The sequence below is a fragment of the Exiguobacterium sp. SH3S3 genome (genome assembly GCF_004337115.1).
GTDB classification, from domain to species: domain Bacteria; phylum Bacillota; class Bacilli; order Exiguobacteriales; family Exiguobacteriaceae; genus Exiguobacterium; species Exiguobacterium aurantiacum_A.
Map to the genome: position 1 here is coordinate 83,006 of NZ_SJUU01000005.1, position 20,835 is coordinate 103,840.

Consider the following 20,835-nt stretch of genomic DNA (forward strand, 5'->3'; position numbering starts at 1 on the left):
CTTCGTGTCCCTTTTTTGTTCCCTGTTATCCTCCACTTCGTAAGCTAAAATGTTAATCATTTGAAACTTTTTCAAGTCTAGCGCTCGCTATACTGGAGTATGGATCCCTTTACAAAAGAGGGAAACGTTCCGCTTGGACTTGAGAAAGGAAGTGGGGTCATGCAGCCCTTACACCATAAAGCAACGTATATGCCAGGTCTCGACGGCCTGCGCACGTTCGCCGTTTTTGCAGTCATACTCTTTCATTTGAACGCACCATACATACCCGGCGGCTTTCTCGGCGTCGACTTATTCTTCGTCCTGTCCGGTTATTTGATCACCGGCATCTTGCTTCGGGAGCAAGCTAAACACGGACAGATCAATTTGAAACGATTCTATATCGCCCGGTTCCGGCGCCTGTTGCCGGCGCTCGTCTTCATGCTATCGGTCATCATGGCGTACGTCACGTTGTTCGAGCGCGGACTGCTTGATACGGTGCGCCAAGATACGCTCGCCGCGCTCGCCTACGTGAACAACTGGTGGTATATCTTCCACGACGTCTCGTACTTCGAGAGTTTCGGCAAGCCGTCACCGCTCCAAAACCTGTGGTCGCTCTCGATCGAGGAGCAGTTCTATTTGGTCTGGCCGCTGCTGTTGATCTTTGGGCTGACCATGAAGAAACGCTTCCTCCAGCTCACCGGCATCGTCTTACTCGCCTCCACCGTTTGGATGGCAATCAGCTTCACACCCGGGACCGATCCGAGCCGTGTCTATTACGGCACCGACACGCGCCTGTTCGCGCTCCTCATCGGGGCGTTGCTCGCGTTCGGTTGGCGTCCGGATGCGTTCAAGCGCGAGATGCCAGCGCTCGGTCTTCGTATTTTGAACGGCGGTGGTGCCGGAGCGCTCATAACGCTCGTCACGGTCATGATGACAGCGAACGCCTATGATGCGTTCCTGTATTATGGAGGTTTCTTGCTCGTCGCCGTGGCGTCAGGTGTGTTGATCGCCGCGACGGCCCATCCGTCGACGCTCTGGTCCCGTCTGTTTGGAAGCGCTTGGCTTCGGTTGATCGGGACACGGACGTACGGCATCTACTTATGGCACTATCCGGTCATCATCTTGACGACCCCGCTTGAGCGGATCGGTTCGTTCAATCCCCTTCTCGCACTCGGTCAAGTTATGATCACGCTGCTCATCGCTGAAGCGTCTTACCGCTACGTCGAGACACCGATTCGCCGCAACGGGTTCCGCCATGTCATCCGCAACCTGATCCCGACTCGCAACATCAAACCGGCTCGACTGTTCGCGATCACAACCGCGACGGTCTTGTCGTTCGTCCTCGTCGGGAATTTGACGATCCTCGCGTTCACGGATAACTCGGACCGGCAACACGAGCTCCCGGTCGTCAAAGCACCTAAGCCGAAGCCAAAAGAAACGACGACCGAACGGCCGGTCGAATCGTGTCCGCCCGCCCTTGCCATCGGCGACTCGGTCTTGCTCGGCTTGAACGAGTATCTCGGTACCGCGTTCCCGAACATGACAATCGACGCCGAAGTCGGCCGCCAAGTCCGTGACGCGCAAGACGTCGCCGCGGGCTATCGTGAATTTGATGCCCCCGGCCACGTCGTCTTCCTCCATCTCGGGACGAACGGAGCTTTCAAGATGGAACAGCTCGACACGTTGATCGGTATGTTTGAATCAGCCGATCACGTGTACGTCATCAATACGCATGTCCCACGCCCGTGGGAACGTGAAGTGAACGAGTTGCTCAAGCGCGCGAGCGAGCGGCACGATTTCGTCACGCTCATTGACTGGCATGAAGCGTCCGCCGATAAAGCCGACTACTTTGAGAGTGACGGTGTCCATTTGAACATCGATGGCGCCGAGGCGTTCGGAAAGTTGTTGTCCGAAGAGATCGGCTGTCACGACGAACAAGGACTTAGCAACCGCTAAGTCCTTGTTTTCATGGGCGCCACTTCCAGCGCATATAGTTGATCAATAGCTTGATATAGGCGAGCTGTTCGCGGATGACATACTTCGCTTTCGCCGCAGCCGGCGTCGGGGCATAGAGCGCGTCCGTCTCAAGCCCGAAGTAGAGCCGCCCGACGAGCCGGGTCCGGCGCACATGGAAGTCGTTCGTCACGACCGTCAATCCCGTCTCGCCTGCCCACACGTCGCGGCTGAATAAAAAGTTCTCGTACGTCGATGTCGAGTCGGCTTCGACGTGAATGCGTCCCGGGTCGACGCCACGGTCGATCAATTCCCGGGCAATGACGCGCCCCTCGGCCATCCCTTCGTCCGGACCTTGCCCGCCGGAGGCGATTAGGATGACGTGCGGATGCTGTCGCGCATATGTAGCCGCCACGTCGATTCGGTTTCGGAGCGCCCGTGACGGTGCCGTCCCGTTCACTTTCGCCCCTAAGATGAGGACGTACCGGTACGTACCGTCCGCTTGATGTCGTCGCATAGGGGTCACCTGCCTCTCTTTTCTTATTGTATCATCCTACTGAGCACGAGACAGATGCTTCGTTTCAAACATAATAGGTCGAGCTACCTTACTAAAATATGTAAAAAACCATTACCGTTATTTGAAAATTGAAGTTTTTAAAAATCCAATTCATCGTCTATACTGAAAATAATAAGGTTTATTAAGGAAGGATATGGGATATTATCATGGGGCATAAACGATTTGGATCGACTCGCTTTTTGTATAAACGAGACACTCAGCTGTTTGCTGAGATTGAAGTGGTCGGGATTGATGATTCACTTTACAAATTCGTGATTTACCCTACAAAATTGTGGGAAAATCATGATTGTTTACAGCACACGGGTCAGTTCGATTCGCTCACGCTCCCTCCTTCCTGTCACCAGGTGAACCAAACGTACGATGAACAGTTGACTTGTTTGCGGGCAGCAATTCGCTACTTATCTTCGCTCGGACCGTCTCGCCTTACGCCGCACAGTGCGTAAGTTACAAAAAGGTGTACCGTTTCGATCAATGAACTGAACCCCAAATGATGGACACTTGAAAAAAGTGCCCCATTTGAACTGAACCAAAAAAGTTAGATACTAAACGAGCTGTCAGGTGACCTCGAGAATCTGGGTCTGGTATTCCACCGGGCTCAGATTTTTTAGTCGTTTCTTGATGCGGTGATGATTATAGTAATCGATATAGCCCTCGAGCTCCTGTATTGAAGTAAGCTATGTCCTCGAATTTCCTGAGATAGAGGAGAGGAGCTCATCATTGGCCGGGATCAATAGTTCTTAGAGCGCATCGGTCGCGAGTCCAAAATAGAGTCTGCTGACGAGCACGGCGTGAAAGTCGTTCGTGGCAATGGTCAGACAAGGCTCCCCGTCCCAAATCGGACGGCTAAGTTGAAAGTTTTCAACCGTCGACGTCGAATCGGCCTCGATATGAATGCGTCTCTCTTCAACACCGAGGGCCATCAATTCCCGGGCAATGATATCCGCCTCTGCCATTCCTTCATCGGGCCCTTGTCCGCAGGTTGCGATCATCTCAGCGTGAGGATACCTGAGCGCATATGCGGCCACCGCTTCAATCCGGTTCACTAAAACACGGGATGGACCACTTTAGCGCCGAGGACAAGGACGTAACGATATGTGCCGTCTGCAGTTCGTTTCATCGTTGACTCCTTTATGCTTAAACACAAACACGGGACCCAACTATGCTTTCCCTAGTCAGGTCCCATGTTCATCCTATGATCATTTTATTTCTAGTTTATTGCTTGATGTCAACTACTCGTCCCTCAACAGTCGGTGTAACTGTTTTGAGTTTAACAAGATAGTCCCGCATAATTTCCCAGTCAATAATCCCCAAGTCGTTCACACGACCTTCTTCGTATGCTTTTTTGAACTCAAGGTAGTTGTCTCCACCCTTAGCCGCAAAGAAGTTTGTCGCAATCTTATAGTTCTCACTCGGTACGACATCCACATATTGTCCGTTGCGAAGCACTTGCGCCTTCACAATTCGGTTATTTGCCGCTTTAGAACTATCGAACTCGATTTTCATACCTGACATATGCAAGAAACCGCCACTCTCGATCGGGTAGACGCTGACACTACGCTCAAGGGCCGATAACAGCTCGCTTCCTTGCAACGTCATGACCGCTAACGTGTTTCCGAACGGAAGCGTTGTCAATACTTCACCTGTCGTCACTGGACCTGCATTGATTGACGCACGGATACCACCAGCGTTTTGAATCGCTGCAACAACTTCGCCGTCTACTTGTTTTGCACGATCCAACATACCGTCCGTAATCAAGTTTCCTAACGCCGTCTCATTTTTACGAACGCTCGGTTTCGTGACATCCCCAGCGTCGCGCGGGTTGTCAAACGCTGCAGTCGTCGTTGCACCGATCTCAGCGTTACGGATACTTTCAATCTCGCTTGCAAATGGGGCAAGTAAACTAACCGCTGTCGGATCAGCGGCATAGCCTTTTATATCAATCAATTTGCCTTGGTGCGCAATGACTTTACCCGTCTGGTCAAACTCGACATCCAATGTGCCAAGGAATTCACCATATTGATAAGCTTGTACGATGACTGTCGGTTCGTCTCCATCAACCACGACCACAGGTGCATCTAAACGAGAGTGGGAATGACCACCGATAATGACGTCGATTCCCTCTACGCGTTTAGCTAGTTCCAAGTCGTTGTCGATAGCCGGATTGTCATCGAACCCTAAGTGTGAGACCGCAACGATTTGATCAACACCACGCTGCTTGAATGCTTTGACTGCCTTCTCGGCTTCGTCAATATAGTCTTGGAATTTGATCGGCCCTGGACTAGCGATGTTCGCCGTGTCTTCCGTCGTCAGTCCAAAGAATCCGACCTTCTTACCGTCAACGACTTTGATGACACCTTCGTACAATTTGCCATCGTATGGCTTACGCTCAATTTTGTTTGAGTAGAGCCCGTTCAAATATTGATCAGCGCTGTAGTCGACGTTCGAGCTGACAAACGGGAATTCTGCATTTTCGACGAAAGCTGCAAATTCTTGATGACCCGCCTCGGTACCGAGGTCAAACTCGTGGTTCCCCGGAACCATCAAGTCATAGTCCATGTAGTTCATTAGCGCCAAATCTGCTTGTCCCTTAAACTCATTGAAGTAAAGCGATCCCGAGAAGACGTCTCCCGCGTCGATTAACAAGCGATCTACATTCTCTTGTCTAAGTTGATTGATTGCCGTAGCTCGTTTCGGTGAGCTATCAAGTGAGGCGTGCGTGTCATTCGTGTGCATGACAGCTAATTTGAAACCTTCCACTTTATAGGGAACATCAACCGTCACACGCTCTCCCTTATGGGTGTACGTCGCTTTCACCGTATATTCACCAATCGTCGAAGTCGACAAATTTGACAACTTCACAGGCTGTTTTCTCACTTGATCACCGATTCTCACATTGAAAATACGATCTCTCCCTGTAATCTTTTCTCCTTGCTTGAAGACAAGAGGTGTGTCCGGCAACAAAATCTCAATCGACTCCGTTTTCTTCGCTTCGTATGTAGCCTTAGAACTTTGTTTTGCTTCAACTGAAACTGCCGGTACAACCGTTGATACGGCCAATGCCGCAGCAATCATTCCCGTGAATAAACGTTCCGACTTAGATGAAAACATTTAATTTTCCCCTTTCGATTTTCCCCTAATGCAACGACATGACGACTTGTGGTCGAGAGCGTTACCTAAAAAATCTCTCTTCTTTAAAATATAGGACAATAGACGTAGAAACAATCTTTTTTTGTAAATTTTTTTTTGAATTTAATGATAAATCTGCATCATTCTTTATAGGGTGCAAAAAAACACCAGACATAGCTCTCAAAACCAGTCTGGTGTTCATATAATTCAGGTATCCATCTCAGCGATAAAAATATTCGATAATTCGTGAAGTCGCAAAACCGGGGGCGTCATCGTACCACTCCGAGGCCCAACTTAAATTGCCATGGATATTATGTTCAATACAATCGACCAATACATCCACGGACTTTACAATCGGGGCATCAACGAGCGTCGCGTAATCGTTTACCACTCCAGGCACAATCGAATATGCTTCAAAATCCGGGACAAATAACGCTATTTTCGTGCGGAATAAACAGGCTTCAAACGGGATAGAAGAATAATCGGTGATGACCCATTCCGCCCTAATCAAATATGGCATAATCGACTCGTCCGACTCAATGAAGCGCACCCCTTCACAATTAGCAGTCAACTTCACCGCTGGATGAAGTTTTACCATGAACTGAAATCCTCTTTTCGTCAGTTCCTCATGCATGGTCTGAATATACGAGATGATCTCGAAATCGGTATTCTCACGGTACGTCGGTGCATAGATGACGAGACGGTCTTTTTTCATAGGTTGCAAGTGGTACCAATAATCAGTCCTTGGCATACCTAATGGGACAAAACAATCAAGCGGTAAGGCATGTGCTTTCGAAAATTGCTTCGCACACTTCATTCCAGGCACTACAAAGTGGCCGTACTGTTGATACACGTTTCGAAAGCGTTTGTTCGCCCGCGCTCCTCGCTCTTTATTTTGCGTCGCCTGTAGTCCGAAAGACTTCAGCGCCCCTGCAGCGTGCCATACTTGAAATCGTTGCGTGCCAGTTCGAATCGGGAATGCCGCCAACTCGACGATATAGTTATCCATCATCCCATGTGAAGAGGTCGCCATGAGGTAGGGAAGATGAACCAATCGATTCCATATGTTCAATGGTCGATAGATGATGTTTCGATGGCTTGGTGCTTCTTTCAGCATCGCCTTTCGCTGATCAAAAAAGATATATACGCGTTGCCCCTCGTTGGCTAACTCATGTGCAATTGGCCAAACGTTATCGCCATATGTCACGATGCAGGTCGTTTGCGATTTGATTGGCGAGATAGAATAAATCGAGTAAAACATCCGGAGAACAAGCAAGTAGAAGATAATGACATAGTCTTTCATTTTTTTACTCCCTAAGGTCTGCTGCTAAAATCTCCACTACACTTGCCGCAGCATTCCCATTATCGTATTCACAGAATCGTTGATTGAACTTTTCTAACTTGTTTTGATACTTCGCTTTAACAGACTCTATCGCTTCCAACGTTTGATACAACTCTTCTTCAGTTCGCATCAAAGGACCTGGTGCTTCTTCGGTGAAGTTCATGTAGAAACCACGAATGTCGTCACGATATTCCTCTAAGTCATACACGTAGAACAGCATCGGCCGCTTCAGATGCGCAAAATCAAACATGACGGATGAATAGTCTGTGATGAGTACATCGCTAATTGTATAAAGTTCTGCAATATCGGGATAACTGGACACATCCAACACATGGGGAGAAACGTTGCTCAAATCTAGATTCTCCGATACAAGGTAATGGAATCGTACGAGCAGCACATAGTCATCACCGAACTTGGAAACAAATTTTTCGAAATCTAGCGGAAGAGATAAACGATATTGTCCTCTTCCCTCATTTTGTTGGTCACGCCAAGTCGGAGCGTACAAGATGACTTTTTTTTCTTTTGGAAGATTGAGTTCATTTTTCACTCGAACAATCACTTTTTGCAATTTTTTCTGATTATAAAATAAATCATTTCTTGGATAGCCTACCTCTAACATCGTTTTATCAAAGGCAAATGCACTTCTAAATATTTCAGATGAATACCGGTTTGGAGAAATCAAATAGTCCCATTTACTTGATTCACGCTTAAATGAGGCCTTGTACTGGTCAGTGTTCGTACCTGGCATATGAACGGCATTCATATCGAGTGCTAGTTTTTTTAACGGGGTACCGTGCCACGTTTGTAGATAAATCGTCCTCTTATCCTTTGGCAACCAATTGGGTAAACGACTATTGCTAATCCATATTTTCGATACACTCATGAAGTAGACCCACTTAAGCGAAAGTCGTACGACGTATTCCACATTAGAAGGGATTTCCTCTGTGCATCGACGGTCCACACTCCAGATTAAGCGTTCTCTTGACTCTTTCCGGCTTTTCCACTCCTCGTATATAGCTTTTGGACTGTCACTATATTGTTTGCCAAGAAAACTCTCAAACATAACAATGTCTTGTTTTGGCAGAATACGTTGACTAATTATCATCATAAATCGATAGCCATACTCGACACATCGAAAAATAAGACGTCTTATTTTCAATTTCATTACCGTTTCCACCTCTACATTAATCTTATAATACCAAAAGCTCATGGTTCTTTGATTATACCGCTCTTCTTTGATATCAGAAATATTCAGAACCTCATCTCTACCATTAAACGTTTTACGCCATTGGTTATGAAAACTCAGCAATTGTGAAGGCCCATCATGGATGAGACGATTCAATCTTGCAACCATATAAAAATAAAACAAACACCTTTCTTAGATGTTTGTTTTATCCATACCTGTGTTATTTCACGATCCCTAATTTCCTCAGATTCCTTTTCAATAGAACCGCCGCTTTCAAAATCCATCTATGCATAAATATAAATCGAAGCACTTTAATCTTCCCGATTGGAATCAAAGATTGCAACTTAGATTTTGGAACATTGTTAATAAAGTGATGTTCTTGATCTAATTTGCGAACGGCTTTAACAATTCGTTCGCAATTGTGATCATCTACGTATTTTAAAATCAAATGGCGATTTTTTTCAGCCTCCTCACTCTCCTGATAATCATTCTTTTGATACTCGATTATTTGTTCAATTAAAGAATCCGTATCACCCACGATGCTTCCTAGGAAAGTTTCTTTCATCGGTCTTAAAATGCCTTTTCTGAAGAAACGTTTAAAATCAAAATGGAAAAAGATAACTGGCTTCTTCATAAATGAGTAGTCAAACGATACACTTGAATAATCTGTAATAAGCAAGTGGGTTGACATTAGCAATTCTTGTACAGATTTCGAACCGAGTTCAACAACTTTAATCCTTGACGTCTCGTCTGCCATAAAATAATTCAAAAAAGGTTGCATGCGGTAGTGAGGATAAAACCACAGTTCCGAATCTGTCTCCTCAAGAAATTTGCTTAGACGTTCATTTCGTAACAGTTCAAGATACTCTTTAAAATACCTTGACTCTTCAAACGCTCTCGAGTCATGAAGCCATTCTCTCCATGTAGGCATTAATAATATTACTTTTTTATCCTTGATTAAAGCCTTTTTGTGATTACGGTACAAATAATCAAATCTGGACAAACCGGTTACAGCTATCTCGTTTTCTTTGTATCGGAAATGATCAATAAACATTTTCTTTTCATCATCGGATGAAGTGATTACTAAATCGAACGGATGATTATAATAAAATTTATGATATTCCGCAGACTTCCGGCCCATCACACCATGTTGAAGAAAGATTTTTTTAATTTGATCAACCCGCTTCATCTGCGACAGCTTATAAGGTAAGAAATACTCTAAATCATGGGACCCAAAAACATGTGTCACATGCCTTGCGATATAAATATGATCAGATGAATTTAGAGTCACTACGTTACCAAGAGCTTTCACCTTCTCATAATCTTTACTTTCTCCATCAATTGCGTAAAAAAATTGTTTGTCCGGATATGTCTCTCGACAGTATTTAAAGAAGTGATAACCAGTATCTTGTGCTGTATCAGGTCGTTCCCCAATCAACCAAATGTCCTGGTTTAAGTCCAAGGATAAGCTAGGTTCTATCGACTTAGGATGGTGTAAAATTTCAAACTTCAAATTCCCTCCCGGTGTGATAGAAAACAATGACTCTGCCTTTATTTCTGCAGGAACAAATAGGCTCTCAGTTTTCTCAATCAAATAGTGATCTTTTTTATAAATGAATTGTGAAAAACCCAACTTTCTTTCACTATAAAATTTTTCACTACGATACCCTACATAAAAATCATAGATTCCCGGTTTTTCGAAAAAACCATTAATTGTAAAAAGAATATCGAACCCACCGAAATCATATTTTTTGTTATCAAATCGATAAATATACGAAAATGCATCGTCGCGAATATACGGTAATGGAATTTCTATATCAGCTTCGGATAATCGATTACGAATAATCAAAAAGCGCTTTACATCCATAGCCTCTGGATCAATAGAAATACCTCTAAATAAGGACGCTCCTTTAAGATGAACTTGATGATTTTTCTTATCATGCACAAAGTGAATGGTCCGTACAATTCTTGCTTTTCGAATTCTAAAAACTAATCCTTGCCGTTTTCTTTCAGATATACCTAATTCATAAGGAACACCATCGAAAGGAATCACACGTTGCGAGTCAGAATATTTCATTTTCGGGGGCCGCACTGTCAACTGTACAGGTATGTTATTTACTGTTATGCCGTGCATGATAAATGTCCCTTTAGATCTCCCCTCGTCAACTAGCACCTTAATCAATTCATGACAATCTAAACTAACCTTGTACCGGTTTAAACTGATTTCTTCACAGGAGTAATAAATAATTTTGGAATCTGCCGGAAAAACGACTTGGATTCCCTTTAACTTTTCTGTGTCATTTTCGGTTTCAAACATAAAACCTAGTCGATGACCTTCTTGAAATAACGATGTTTTTTCAAGAATCATTTTGTCCCGTTTAAGATTTAACGTGAAATACTTACTATTTAGAAAGCGTCCTAAAAATAAGAACTGCCCTCTTCCTAGCACTTTTTCCTCTAAGTGCGATACGTCGACATGACGTTGTAATCGAGAGCGATAAATCACATTTCCGTCAATTTCCTCTAACCAAAAATGTAAATTAGCGTACGAGTGCAATATATTTTGCAAAGTAGATAAATCTAGTTTTGACGACCAAACTTTATCCTCATTGTCCACTTCCGCAAAAGCTTCAAATAGTAACTGCTGTTCAGCAAAAACCTTTAAACACATGTTGCCGCCTGTTGAGACTCGGTCAGATAGTATTGGATTCAAACCACCCGCTAAACGTAACGTATCGGCCTCAATCGAGACTTCATCAACACTTGCATCAAACCCCCACCTGTTCGATAGATGTGATTTAACTTCTATACGTAATCGCTGTTGGTCGTCTATTGTCACAAGCAATAATGTGCTGCCGCATCGAACTCGTTTCGTTTTGAAAGCAATAAATTCGACAGATTCGACTTCAATTTCCTCGCCATTTCTTTTGAGCAGATATGATTGGTTAAAGTTGTCGATAGACAAATCAACAATGTCAAAGGACAAGACAGGACCAGACGAGTTTCCTTTTAAGTCCCCTAACGAAAACACATCTTCCTCAACCCTTTGATTGAACGTGAATTTAAGCTTTTGATTTTCATAAAATACATCTGTGCATAATAGCTTATTCATATCGCGCCACCCTCAATTCTTTCAAATTGACTACCAAGTCATTCTCTATTTATTTTTATATCCCAAAAACGGCTCTTCAAATCAAATTTACAGCTATTTTTTCATTGTCATCTTAAATGAAAGCAAATACAATATCACAGGATTTACATTTAGGTAAAATTAAGGTTTCTGCGGATAATCTGTATATAGACGTAATTATAAAAAAAGTTAACCGACATTTTAAGATAATGTCGGTTAACTTAAATTTACTAAACTTAAATTATTTAAATACTGTATCTATGACCTTTTCGGCAGCCTCACCATTGTCCAGGTGACAAAAAGTTTGATTAAATAGTTCGATCCGATTTTCATAGGTCTTTTCGAGCGTATCAATATTTTTAATGTAGTCGACAATCTCATTCGTATTTGTATACAAAGGCCCCGGAACAATCTCTTCGAAATTAAAATAGAAGCCACGTAGTGTCGACGCGTATTTTTCTAAATCATATGCAAAGAAAATAATTGGTCTATTTAAATGAGCATAGTCAAAGAAGACAGAAGAATAATCTGTGATCAACAAATCACTTATCAAATAAAGATCAGAGATATCATGGTAATTCGAAAAGTCATATACAAACCCTTCATATTGTTTCGTATCAATATTTTCGCTAATAAGATAGTGCATTCTTAACAAAACAATATATTCTTCTCCTAGTGCTTTTTGCATACGACTTAATTCCAATTTTAAATCAAACCGATAATTTCCCTTTTTGATAAATTCATCGTCTCGCCATGTAGGAGCATATAAGATAATTTTTTTGTTTTTAGGGAGATTTAGTTCCTCTTTTAACAACTTGATTTGGTGATCGTCGTTAGCGTTATATAACACATCATTCCTCGGGTAGCCAACTTCTAACAACTGGTTCGAGAATCCGAATGCACTTCTGAAGATTGCAGAAGAATAGTGGTTTGGCGAGATGAGGTAGTCCCACTGTTGAGCTTGTTTATAGAAATTACGCTTATACCTTGCTGTGTTCGTTCCCGCCATATGAACTTCATCCATATCTAGTCCAAGTTTTTTTAAAGGGGTACCGTGCCAAGTTTGCAAATATGTTGTGTGTTCAGGCTTAAATAGAGACAATGGTTGCCTTGTATTAAAGACCCAGTATTCTGCGCGCGCCATATAATAAAAATAACGCATTGAATTTTTCAACACCCAATTCGGACATTGTTCAGCAATTTCACTCGATGGAGGGCTACTAAAAATCCAAACCGCATCCATATCAGGTCGTTTTTTAATCAAACGTTGATAAATCGCCTTTGGATTATCCGAATAACTTCTTCCTAAAAAGCTCTCAAACAGAACCAAGTTTTTCTTCACTGGCAATTTACAAAGCAATGGGTACAGAGAGGCTTTTCGAGGTTTCCTCTTAATCGCTTTAGCAATTATTTTCAATATTGATTTTAGTTGAATGCCCGTTTTATAAATTTGGAATAATGAATGATTATTAGCAGACCATACCTTCGCATAATTTTTTCTCAGAGAGATTCGTTTTAAATCTTTTGCAATCATTTCGAAAGCTTCTTTTCTCTTATGCGAATCCTCAATCATTTCTAAATACTTTCGTCCTCGATTCACAATAAACGACTCAAACCAAATTGATATTTGTATTCGACTATCCTCGTCAACTGCCTTGAAATATAAATAATTAAACAAGTGAGATGCTTCAAGCAAAGTCGACTCATCCCGTTTGGCATATAGGTTCGGTTGGTCTCTCCCACTCAAGTAATCGTTATTTCCATATACGACATAGTTTACTTTCGTATACAACGATGTTTGTTCGAAAACATGGAAAGCAACCGCCACCTCACCGAACCATTCAACTTCTAGGCTCGGTAAACTCTTTAGTAACTCAGTGTGAATACACCAACCTTTAATTGAGTTGTGCATTCTTGCGGAAAAAGATTTATTTGTGGATAAAAAATAATCAGCATGATCAATTGGCTGTATCCATGATTTCTTATTATAAATTTGTCGTCGTTGTCCCACAATCACCGGTTGTTGACTAATTCTTTCAGCTCTGTACCAAGTGAAAATTGCTCTTGGCGCCAAAATATCATCCGCATCCAAATAAGTTACGTAATCTGTATCCACTTGCTGCGCGCAATGACGGATAGCTTTATAGACCGTCAACTCATCGGCCACAGTAATAATTTTCACAGAGGGAAATTCGTCAAGTGATATTATATCAAGATGTTTATCATGGGCGATTAACACAATTTTGACATCAAGGTGCCCTGTCTGCTCTTGATCTAAAACCGAACGAATAGCTCGTTGATATTTTAAGTGGTGCGATAAAAGTGGAATAACCACACTAATACTGTTCATCTACATTCTTACCCCTTTTATTATTTCAGACATTTAGTTTTTCCGGATAATTTTTCTTAAAATGATGTGCACTACAACTTAGTCCTGTTTTTCTAACTAAAAATAAGTTTAAATCGCTCACTTTCATTAAAACATTCGAATTAAACTAATTCGTTAAATGAGTGACGGAACTTCATATGAAGTCTCGCGCCTAAAATGAATACGATCGCAGTGAAGCTCCAAAAGTAAGTCATATACATCAAATCCTCAAAAAACCATATTCCATATAAAATTGAATCTCGATAGCCATTAATAATATATGCCAAAGGATTTAACAGTAATAACCCTTGTAGAGAAGACGGAAACGAATCGACTGTCCAGAGGATTGGTGTTAAATAAAAAAGCATACGCATAATTGATTGAACTAATGGATATACGTCTTTGACTAACGTAATTAGTGTTGATGTCAGTAAGGATATACTGAACACAAATATAATCATCGAAAAGAAATAGTACGGTAATTGAATCAATGTTAACTGCAAAGGCACATTGCTAAATAAAAGGGTCGCTAAAATAACAATAACCAACATAGCCAAGTGTTGGTACACACGAGAAACCACTACGTACGCCGGAATAACACTTAAAGGAAATTTCATTTTCATCAACATACCTAATCTCGTGTTGATGGAATTGCTACCTCGCAACACGGCGTCATTAATAAAGAACCATGCACTCAACCCTACCATGAGCCAAAAAATAAACGGAACTCCATTAACATCTTGATTACTCCGTAATCCAACGCCAAACACAAACCAATATATGAAGATCTGTAACGCCGGGTTAATTAGTTCCCAAATCAGCCCTAACTTTTTTTCGGCATGACTAGACTTGACTTCATATCTAGCCAATCGAAGAATTAATTTCCGATTAGTAATTTGATCGGAAATGATTGTGAGAAGTGTTTTATACATGCTTAATACAATCCTTTCTAAACTGGCAACTGATGATTTGTTAAATGCATTTATGTGTGTAATATATTGAAGAAGATTTCTTTAAAGTTCAACCTCACCATAATAGACTACTTTATCAATTAAGTGAAGATTTCATTAGAATCTTATTTTAGATTTTTCAACGTTAATGATACAGTATAAATGATTATTATTTTTACATTTTATATTTCGTTTTAAAAGGAGGTAGCGACATGCATAAAATTTTATTGGTATTTGGAACAAGGCCCGAAGCAATCAAAATGGCGCCTTTAGCCCTTGAATTAAAAAAAAATAAAAAACTAAATCCAATAGTGGTCGTGACAGCCCAACATAGGGAAATGTTAGATCAAGTTTTAAATGTATTTGAGATTCACCCTGATTATGATCTTGATATAATGTCAAAAAATCAAACACTTGCTCAAATCAGTACAGCAGTATTAAATCAACTTGACGATATAATCAAAATCGAACAACCAGATATCTTACTCGTCCATGGCGATACAACTACAACATTCTCAGCAGCGCTTGCTGCCTTTTATAATAAGATTCCAATCGGTCATGTGGAAGCCGGATTAAGAACATATCAAAAATACTCACCCTATCCTGAAGAAATCAATCGTTGCTTAACCGGAGTATTAACTGACTTGCACTTCGCCCCCACTGAGTCTGCCGCACTAAATCTTTCTAAAGAAGGGTACAAACGAGAGAATATTTACGTTACGGGGAATACAGCCATTGATGCACTGAAACTAACTATTAGCGATCAATATCAACACCCACTGCTCTCTCGCATAAAACAAAACAATAGGCGGCTCATTTTACTTACTGCTCACCGCCGTGAAAATTTAGGGGAACCCTTGTACAATATATTCGAGGCAGTCCGCGAACTAATTGAGACTCACCCTGATGTCGAGGTCGTTTATCCAATCCACTTAAACCCAACCGTGCAAGAGGCAGCTCAACACACATTACATGGCGTAGAACGAGTTCATTTAATTGAACCTTTGTCAGTCATCGACTTTCATAATTTCATGGCGCATTCGTATCTCATTCTGACGGATTCAGGCGGGATTCAGGAAGAAGCTCCATCGCTTGGCGTCCCTGTTCTCGTCTTACGGGATACAACCGAGCGACCTGAAGGTGTTGAAGCTGGTACTTTAAAAGTAATCGGGACTCAAAAGAATACGATTTTTCAAGAAGTCGATCACTTATTAGAAGACAAAAATGCTCACAAAGCTATGTCCCTAGCATCTAATCCGTACGGTGATGGTTTTGCCGCGAAAAAAATAGTGGATATCCTCGCTCGTTATTTCGGTGGTTAATCGCACTCAATATTAATTACAGGAGTACAATAAGTGAAACGCAAACCGTTAGTTCGTTTTTGAGACTTTCTATTCATTTTACAAATGACATCGAATGAGGTATTCTTCTTCATATATAAAAGTAGCCTGCTAGCGTAGCTGATAGCACTCTCATTTAGACAAAGGGTTGAGAAAATGATTCGTATCCAATTAACAAATGTTACAAAACAATTTGAACTTTCATCTGGATTTTTAAGCCAAATCAAACAGAAAAAATCCACCACCGAAAAGAATAATGTGAAACTATTTACTGCCTTAAATAATATCAATTTAACGATCAATTCTGGGGAAGTAGTTGGTTTGGTCGGTGTAAATGGTTCGGGAAAATCGACCTTGTCCAATATGATTTCTGAAATTATCACTCCAACTTCAGGTTCTTGCGAAGTAAATGGAGACGTAGCAATTATTGCAGTGTCTCAAGGATTAAAAAAAGTATTAACTGGCCGTGAGAATATTATGTTGAAATGTTTGATGCTCGGTATGACAGAAAAACAAATTAAAGAAAAGATGCCTCACATTATTGAATTTGCCGACATCGGCGATTTCATTGACCAACCCATCAAAAAGTATTCAAGTGGCATGAAGTCACGCCTTGGTTTCGCAATCGCGGTAAACGTCGATGCTGATATTTTGATTGTAGACGAGGCCCTTTCTGTTGGCGATAAAACATTTTACCAAAAATGTATCGATCGAATGAATGAATTTAAGGATGAGGGTAAAACTATTATCTTTGTCAGCCACAGCTTGAACCAAATAAAATCATTTTGCTCTCGGGTTATTTGGCTCGAATACGGTAAAATCCGAGAAGACGGAGAGTCTGACGAAGTATTAAAGCACTATAAAAAATTTCTTGATGAATATAAAAATATGTCGGCGCCTCAGAAGAAAGAATTTCGTCAAAAACAATTATCAAATCAGAAGATGCCCGTAATCGAAAACGAACAACACAATCGAGAGTTGTCTGTGAAATCATTAGCGGCAAACATTTTAACGTTCTCAATATTGATCTCGCTAGTTTTATATAGCGGATTAGAAGTATCTCAGCTTAGCGGTAATGGGATTCAATCACTGATTGACGTAATTAAAAACGGACTATAACTATTTTTAGTGAAATTTAATGATAACTACTTGAATGATTACGTAATGATGAGATGGTTTCGGTGTTTTCCGAAGCTATCTTTTTCAGTTCCATCGCTTCTGTTTATATTTAGAATAAACAGACCTCGTTCAACCGAGTAACATTAAATTAAAGCACTCAACAAAGGCCCCAGTTCTTACCGAGAACCAAGGCCTTTTAATCAAGATTCAACTATTTACTTAATGGGTGTGACTAATTTTCTTAGAAATACTTTTATGGACTGTGCGTTTGATTATATGAGCTTATTATTTTCTAAGGTTTTCTTTAATCTTTGTTGTAGAGATTCCATCTGTGCGTGGAAGATATACAACTTCACAGTAGTCTTTCAAGAAATCAAACTTCCCTTCCCAATCATCCCCCATTACAAATACATCAATATCGTGGTTCTTTACATCGTCGATTTTTTGATCCCAATCATTTTCAGGAATGACTTCGTCAACATATCGAATTGCTTCAAGAATCACTTTACGATTTTCATAAGAATGAAACGCCTGTTTGTGTTTTAGTGCATTAAACTCATCCGTAGATAAGGCGACAACTAAATAATCACCGAGATCCTTAGCTCTTTTCAAGATATTTATATGACCCCAGTGCAACAAATCAAACGTTCCGTAGGTTAATACTTTTTTCATTTCTACACCTCAATAAATTTAAATTGTTAATCTTAACAAAAGATTAACTAAATATTAATTATATAGTATCGGAAACTAAAAAAAAATACCCCACACATTTTTTTCGGAATTGTTTACAACCAGCCCCATAGATGACTCTTCATTGTCATTCCCCAAAAGTTCGGAAAATTCACTTCTGATTCAAATTTACAAGATTTAAACATATTATTTTTTGATGATAATATTTTTTCGAGCCGCAACCATTTTTAACGTGTACAACCCTTGCTGCATAAAATCATTGGTAGCAACGAATTCATTTAGCTCACTCTGATTAAAGTAAACAGGAACTAATTTTTTAATCTCTAGCGCCCCGTCTTTTGAATATGAATGTTTAACTGTCTCTTCAAATGATTCTTCAAGTTCTACAGACGCAGTAATACCAATCTCAAAATAATTTTTTTCCAAAAAAACATCATAAATTCGTTTCTTGTTTCCAGGATGTTGAATTCCTATCTCTTCTTCGATCGCCCGATCAATCACGTTATCTACATATATGTTGTTTTTCTCCCCTACCCGATCATGAAGGGTAATGCCTTCCATAGCAGTCGAATTAAATTTTCCAGCGTTCTCACTATGTGCACTTCTGTGAGAACGCTGTGATAAGATGACATTCTGCCCGTCATCCATTACCAAAATGATATTCACGCCAATGGAAGTTAGAAACGCTCTAAGTTGACTTAACTCATGCGAGTCAAAGAAACGATCTTTTGTAAAATAGATTTCCTTCTCTAGTAATTCTTTATATACCGCCTTCATGACACGATGTGTATAGTAATCTGTGTGATACAACAAAATATGTATTGCATTTTTTTCCTTGTGACCTATGCCAAACTCTTCTCGAATTTGATCCACACCTAACTTATCGCTATTAAAATGGCAGCCGTTTTTCCGCTGAATAAAATCGTCCGCAACCATCTCCCGATATTTCTCAATCAAAGGAACAACATAGTCTCTTAGTTCACTTGGAAATAGTTGAGCCAAGTCCACATCATCAGTTTCTTTCTTAGAAAAATATTGCTTCGGGTGAAAGTTGAAATTTTCATATTGTTGATTAATTAAATGAATTTTATGACTAGGGAACTCTAAGTAAAATGAGTTCTCTGTAATCTCTAAGCGTAATTCAGAATTTTTATAATCCGGGTCAGCCGATTGAATAGTGTCGATATTTAACTTTGTTGATGTACCAATAGATTTAATCGCTTTCTTTCGATTCCGAGAAGTTAAATTTTTTTTTGCACTATCGTAAATAAGCGGTAATACTGCACCAACTAACAACAATACCATTTCCCACCATACCCCTAAAGAATTTTTTAGTGTCTCTAGCAAACAAAAACCTCCTGTTTCTTATTAGAAATTGTGATGACATCTTTTTTCATAATTATACAATGATTATATAGAAAAATTCCCCTTATAAAAACATTTAATTCAGGCCCAGGAATTACATTCTCTTCGAATTAGGTGTTTCACGACAACATTTCATCCTATTAAAAATGAAGCTATTAATCTGCGAAGGTCTCGAGTGCGCTACTCCAGTTCAGACACTTGTAAGGGTTATGATTTCCTGTCTCGTGTATACGTCCCTTCGGATGTTCCCTTATAGTAAGTGCCAGATAAGACGAAAACAGAAGAGCGTCATCCTGTGTGGGACAACGCTCCTCTGCTCATAATCATTTGATTTTTTATATGGCTTCCATTAAAAAAAAGGTTTTGTCTTATACTTTTATACCTATCGGAAGAGCATAGCTTAATCACACTACATCATTTAACAAAAAGTCATTTGGATATCCTCGACTTCTGAATTGAATAGTATTGTCCTTAACTAGCTTTACGAGATAACGCTTCAGACTCGTATTTTTTCGATTTTGGTGCGTTTCTGATCTTTCCAATTACATAACTAGATCCCGGTACGTAGGATACGATTTTAACAATTGCCATAGAAATGACAATAGAAGCTAAAAAAACAATAGCAATAAAGGTAAGCGAAGACAATGAGGTTCTCTCAAAAATTATTGGAGTTATAATTCGTTGGACTTGCCAATGTAATAAGAAAATGCCAAACGAATATTTACTAATTAAGTCGACTAATTTCATGTGCGGTAATGATGAACCTATACTTAATAGTGTAAGCGTCACGAAAAGTGTAAACGGCATGATATCCAGTCTCCGAGATGAAACATCTGTATAACCCGCTTGATAAGATGCATAGATCAGCATTATTGAAAATAACAAACCAACTAAAATCAAACCTCTGTGGACGATTAAATGCGGTCGTAACTTTTCATAATGCTTACCAATTAAAAATGCAATCACAAAATATCCTAACCATGTGGGGAAACTAATCATCTGTATACTCGAAGAGCCTTCAAAAAGATATATTTCTTCATTTAACAGCCAAAGAGAAGAAATCATGAGTACTGTACCCATAAAAATGAGTTTTTCAATTTTTATTTGATATCGAACAACTAAAAAATGTAAGACATAAAACTGAAAAATCACTAACAAAAAATATCCTATAAAATGGCCTTGAAGATTGTTCATTAGCTTATCAAATATATAGTCTGGGTTAGATCGCATATAACTTACAATCAAGGCATCAATTAAAGCAAACGCAACAAAAGGACCTAAAATCCATTTGATACGTTTTTTGAAAAAGCCATCGGGAATCGATGTCGAATATTTATTGGCCAAAATAATTTCCGATAGGATGATAAATGTTGGCGTAGCATAACATAACAAAATTCTTATGAAATGCAAGTCAAACAGTTCGCTATACCCGAAAATCCTACCTACGCTAGTAGAACTATGCAATAAAACAATACTCAAACATGCAATTACCCTTACAAAATTCCATTCTTTAACTACCAAAACATATTCTCCCTTTTTCATCATTTCAAATTCACTGTGCAATAATAACATTAAGTTAAATATTTATATATTACAGTTTATTTTTTTTATAGCGTCAATCCCACTTGGAAAAAATAGCCTTACACAAAGAGTTTACGTGCAACTAATCACACGATTCCATAACACTAAAACTTCTTTGTTAGACTCATC

At 40.3% G+C, this 20,835-nt stretch carries 15 protein-coding genes; 3 read left to right on the plus strand and 12 right to left on the minus strand.

Translation table 11 applies throughout. From position 1 onward, the window contains the following. Positions 1-159: 159 nt before the first annotated feature. Positions 160-1,935 carry an acyltransferase family protein gene (locus EVJ28_RS06440; protein WP_131488345.1) on the plus strand — a complete coding sequence of 592 codons (1,776 nt, stop codon included), beginning with the start codon at positions 160-162 and terminating at the stop codon, positions 1,933-1,935. 10 nt (positions 1,936-1,945) lie between these two features. Here EVJ28_RS06440 and EVJ28_RS06445 read toward each other — a convergent pair whose 3' ends face one another. The 9 genes from EVJ28_RS06445 to EVJ28_RS06485 all read right to left on the minus strand — a co-directional run bounded on the left by EVJ28_RS06445 (position 1,946) and on the right by EVJ28_RS06485 (position 14,593). After that, positions 1,946-2,449 (minus strand): YdcF family protein, encoded by a 504-nt coding sequence (locus EVJ28_RS06445; protein WP_131456492.1) that lies wholly within the window; start codon positions 2,447-2,449, stop codon positions 1,946-1,948. Between the two features lie 614 nt (positions 2,450-3,063). Beyond that, entirely contained in the window at positions 3,064-3,174 is a 111-nt protein-coding gene (locus EVJ28_RS06450; RefSeq protein WP_131488476.1) for an IS3 family transposase, read from the minus strand. Between the two features lie 72 nt (positions 3,175-3,246). Continuing rightward, positions 3,247-3,552, minus strand: coding sequence for a YdcF family protein (locus tag EVJ28_RS06455; RefSeq protein WP_236634070.1), 306 nt, complete (start codon positions 3,550-3,552; stop codon positions 3,247-3,249). A gap of 169 nt (positions 3,553-3,721) precedes the next feature. After that, complete coding sequence (locus EVJ28_RS06460) at positions 3,722-5,617, minus strand: bifunctional metallophosphatase/5'-nucleotidase (RefSeq protein ID WP_131488347.1); 1,896 nt, start codon at positions 5,615-5,617, stop codon at positions 3,722-3,724. A gap of 238 nt (positions 5,618-5,855) precedes the next feature. Beyond that, positions 5,856-6,938, minus strand: coding sequence for a CDP-glycerol glycerophosphotransferase family protein (locus tag EVJ28_RS06465; protein WP_131488349.1), 1,083 nt, complete (start codon positions 6,936-6,938; stop codon positions 5,856-5,858). 4 nt (positions 6,939-6,942) lie between these two features. Further along, positions 6,943-8,331: a CDP-glycerol glycerophosphotransferase family protein gene (locus EVJ28_RS06470; protein ID WP_236634071.1), complete on the minus strand. Its 1,389-nt coding sequence runs from the start codon at positions 8,329-8,331 to the stop codon at positions 6,943-6,945. Positions 8,332-8,383: 52 nt separating this feature from the next. Beyond that, positions 8,384-11,275 carry a CDP-glycerol glycerophosphotransferase family protein gene (locus EVJ28_RS06475; protein ID WP_131488351.1) on the minus strand — a complete coding sequence of 964 codons (2,892 nt, stop codon included), beginning with the start codon at positions 11,273-11,275 and terminating at the stop codon, positions 8,384-8,386. 259 nt (positions 11,276-11,534) lie between these two features. Then, positions 11,535-13,643, minus strand: a complete 2,109-nt coding sequence (locus EVJ28_RS06480; RefSeq protein WP_131488353.1) for a bifunctional glycosyltransferase/CDP-glycerol:glycerophosphate glycerophosphotransferase — start codon at positions 13,641-13,643, stop codon at positions 11,535-11,537. Between the two features lie 140 nt (positions 13,644-13,783). Then, positions 13,784-14,593, minus strand: coding sequence for an ABC transporter permease (locus EVJ28_RS06485; protein ID WP_131488355.1), 810 nt, complete (start codon positions 14,591-14,593; stop codon positions 13,784-13,786). A 230-nt stretch (positions 14,594-14,823) separates the two neighbouring features. Between EVJ28_RS06485 and wecB the strand changes: the two genes are divergently transcribed. Both wecB and EVJ28_RS06495 read left to right on the plus strand, forming a co-directional pair. Then, positions 14,824-15,933 (plus strand): non-hydrolyzing UDP-N-acetylglucosamine 2-epimerase, encoded by a 1,110-nt coding sequence (wecB, locus tag EVJ28_RS06490; RefSeq protein WP_131488357.1) that lies wholly within the window; start codon positions 14,824-14,826, stop codon positions 15,931-15,933. 174 nt (positions 15,934-16,107) lie between these two features. Then, positions 16,108-17,070: an ABC transporter ATP-binding protein gene (locus tag EVJ28_RS06495; RefSeq protein WP_131488359.1), complete on the plus strand. Its 963-nt coding sequence runs from the start codon at positions 16,108-16,110 to the stop codon at positions 17,068-17,070. A gap of 285 nt (positions 17,071-17,355) precedes the next feature. Here the strand turns inward: EVJ28_RS06495 and tagD are convergent, their stop codons facing one another. The 3 genes from tagD to EVJ28_RS06510 all read right to left on the minus strand — a co-directional run bounded on the left by tagD (position 17,356) and on the right by EVJ28_RS06510 (position 20,697). Then, positions 17,356-17,742: a glycerol-3-phosphate cytidylyltransferase gene (tagD, locus tag EVJ28_RS06500; RefSeq protein WP_131488361.1), complete on the minus strand. Its 387-nt coding sequence runs from the start codon at positions 17,740-17,742 to the stop codon at positions 17,356-17,358. 204 nt (positions 17,743-17,946) lie between these two features. Further along, entirely contained in the window at positions 17,947-19,107 is a 1,161-nt protein-coding gene (locus EVJ28_RS06505) for a hypothetical protein (protein ID WP_131488363.1), read from the minus strand. Positions 19,108-19,596: 489 nt separating this feature from the next. Then, a complete protein-coding gene (locus tag EVJ28_RS06510; RefSeq protein WP_131488365.1) occupies positions 19,597-20,697 on the minus strand; it encodes an acyltransferase family protein in 1,101 nt (366 codons plus the stop codon). Between the last annotated feature and the right edge of the window lie 138 nt (positions 20,698-20,835).

Excerpts from the sequence above, each read along its gene's own strand:
- EVJ28_RS06460 (WP_131488347.1), bottom strand. The coding sequence starts at position 5,617 with ATGTTTTCATCTAAGTCGGAACGTTTATTCACGGGAATGATTGCTGCG.
- EVJ28_RS06495 (WP_131488359.1), top strand. The coding sequence starts at position 16,108 with ATGATTCGTATCCAATTAACAAATGTTACAAAACAATTTGAACTTTCA.
- EVJ28_RS06445 (WP_131456492.1), bottom strand. The coding sequence starts at position 2,449 with ATGCGACGACATCAAGCGGACGGTACGTACCGGTACGTCCTCATCTTA.
- EVJ28_RS06470 (WP_236634071.1), bottom strand. The coding sequence starts at position 8,331 with ATGGTTGCAAGATTGAATCGTCTCATCCATGATGGGCCTTCACAATTG.
- EVJ28_RS06465 (WP_131488349.1), bottom strand. The coding sequence starts at position 6,938 with ATGAAAGACTATGTCATTATCTTCTACTTGCTTGTTCTCCGGATGTTT.
- EVJ28_RS06510 (WP_131488365.1), bottom strand. The coding sequence starts at position 20,697 with ATGTTATTATTGCACAGTGAATTTGAAATGATGAAAAAGGGAGAATAT.
- EVJ28_RS06485 (WP_131488355.1), bottom strand. The coding sequence starts at position 14,593 with ATGTATAAAACACTTCTCACAATCATTTCCGATCAAATTACTAATCGG.
- EVJ28_RS06440 (WP_131488345.1), top strand. The coding sequence starts at position 160 with ATGCAGCCCTTACACCATAAAGCAACGTATATGCCAGGTCTCGACGGC.
- tagD (WP_131488361.1), bottom strand. The coding sequence starts at position 17,742 with ATGAAAAAAGTATTAACCTACGGAACGTTTGATTTGTTGCACTGGGGT.
- EVJ28_RS06480 (WP_131488353.1), bottom strand. The coding sequence starts at position 13,643 with ATGAACAGTATTAGTGTGGTTATTCCACTTTTATCGCACCACTTAAAA.
- wecB (WP_131488357.1), top strand. The coding sequence starts at position 14,824 with ATGCATAAAATTTTATTGGTATTTGGAACAAGGCCCGAAGCAATCAAA.
- EVJ28_RS06475 (WP_131488351.1), bottom strand. The coding sequence starts at position 11,275 with ATGAATAAGCTATTATGCACAGATGTATTTTATGAAAATCAAAAGCTT.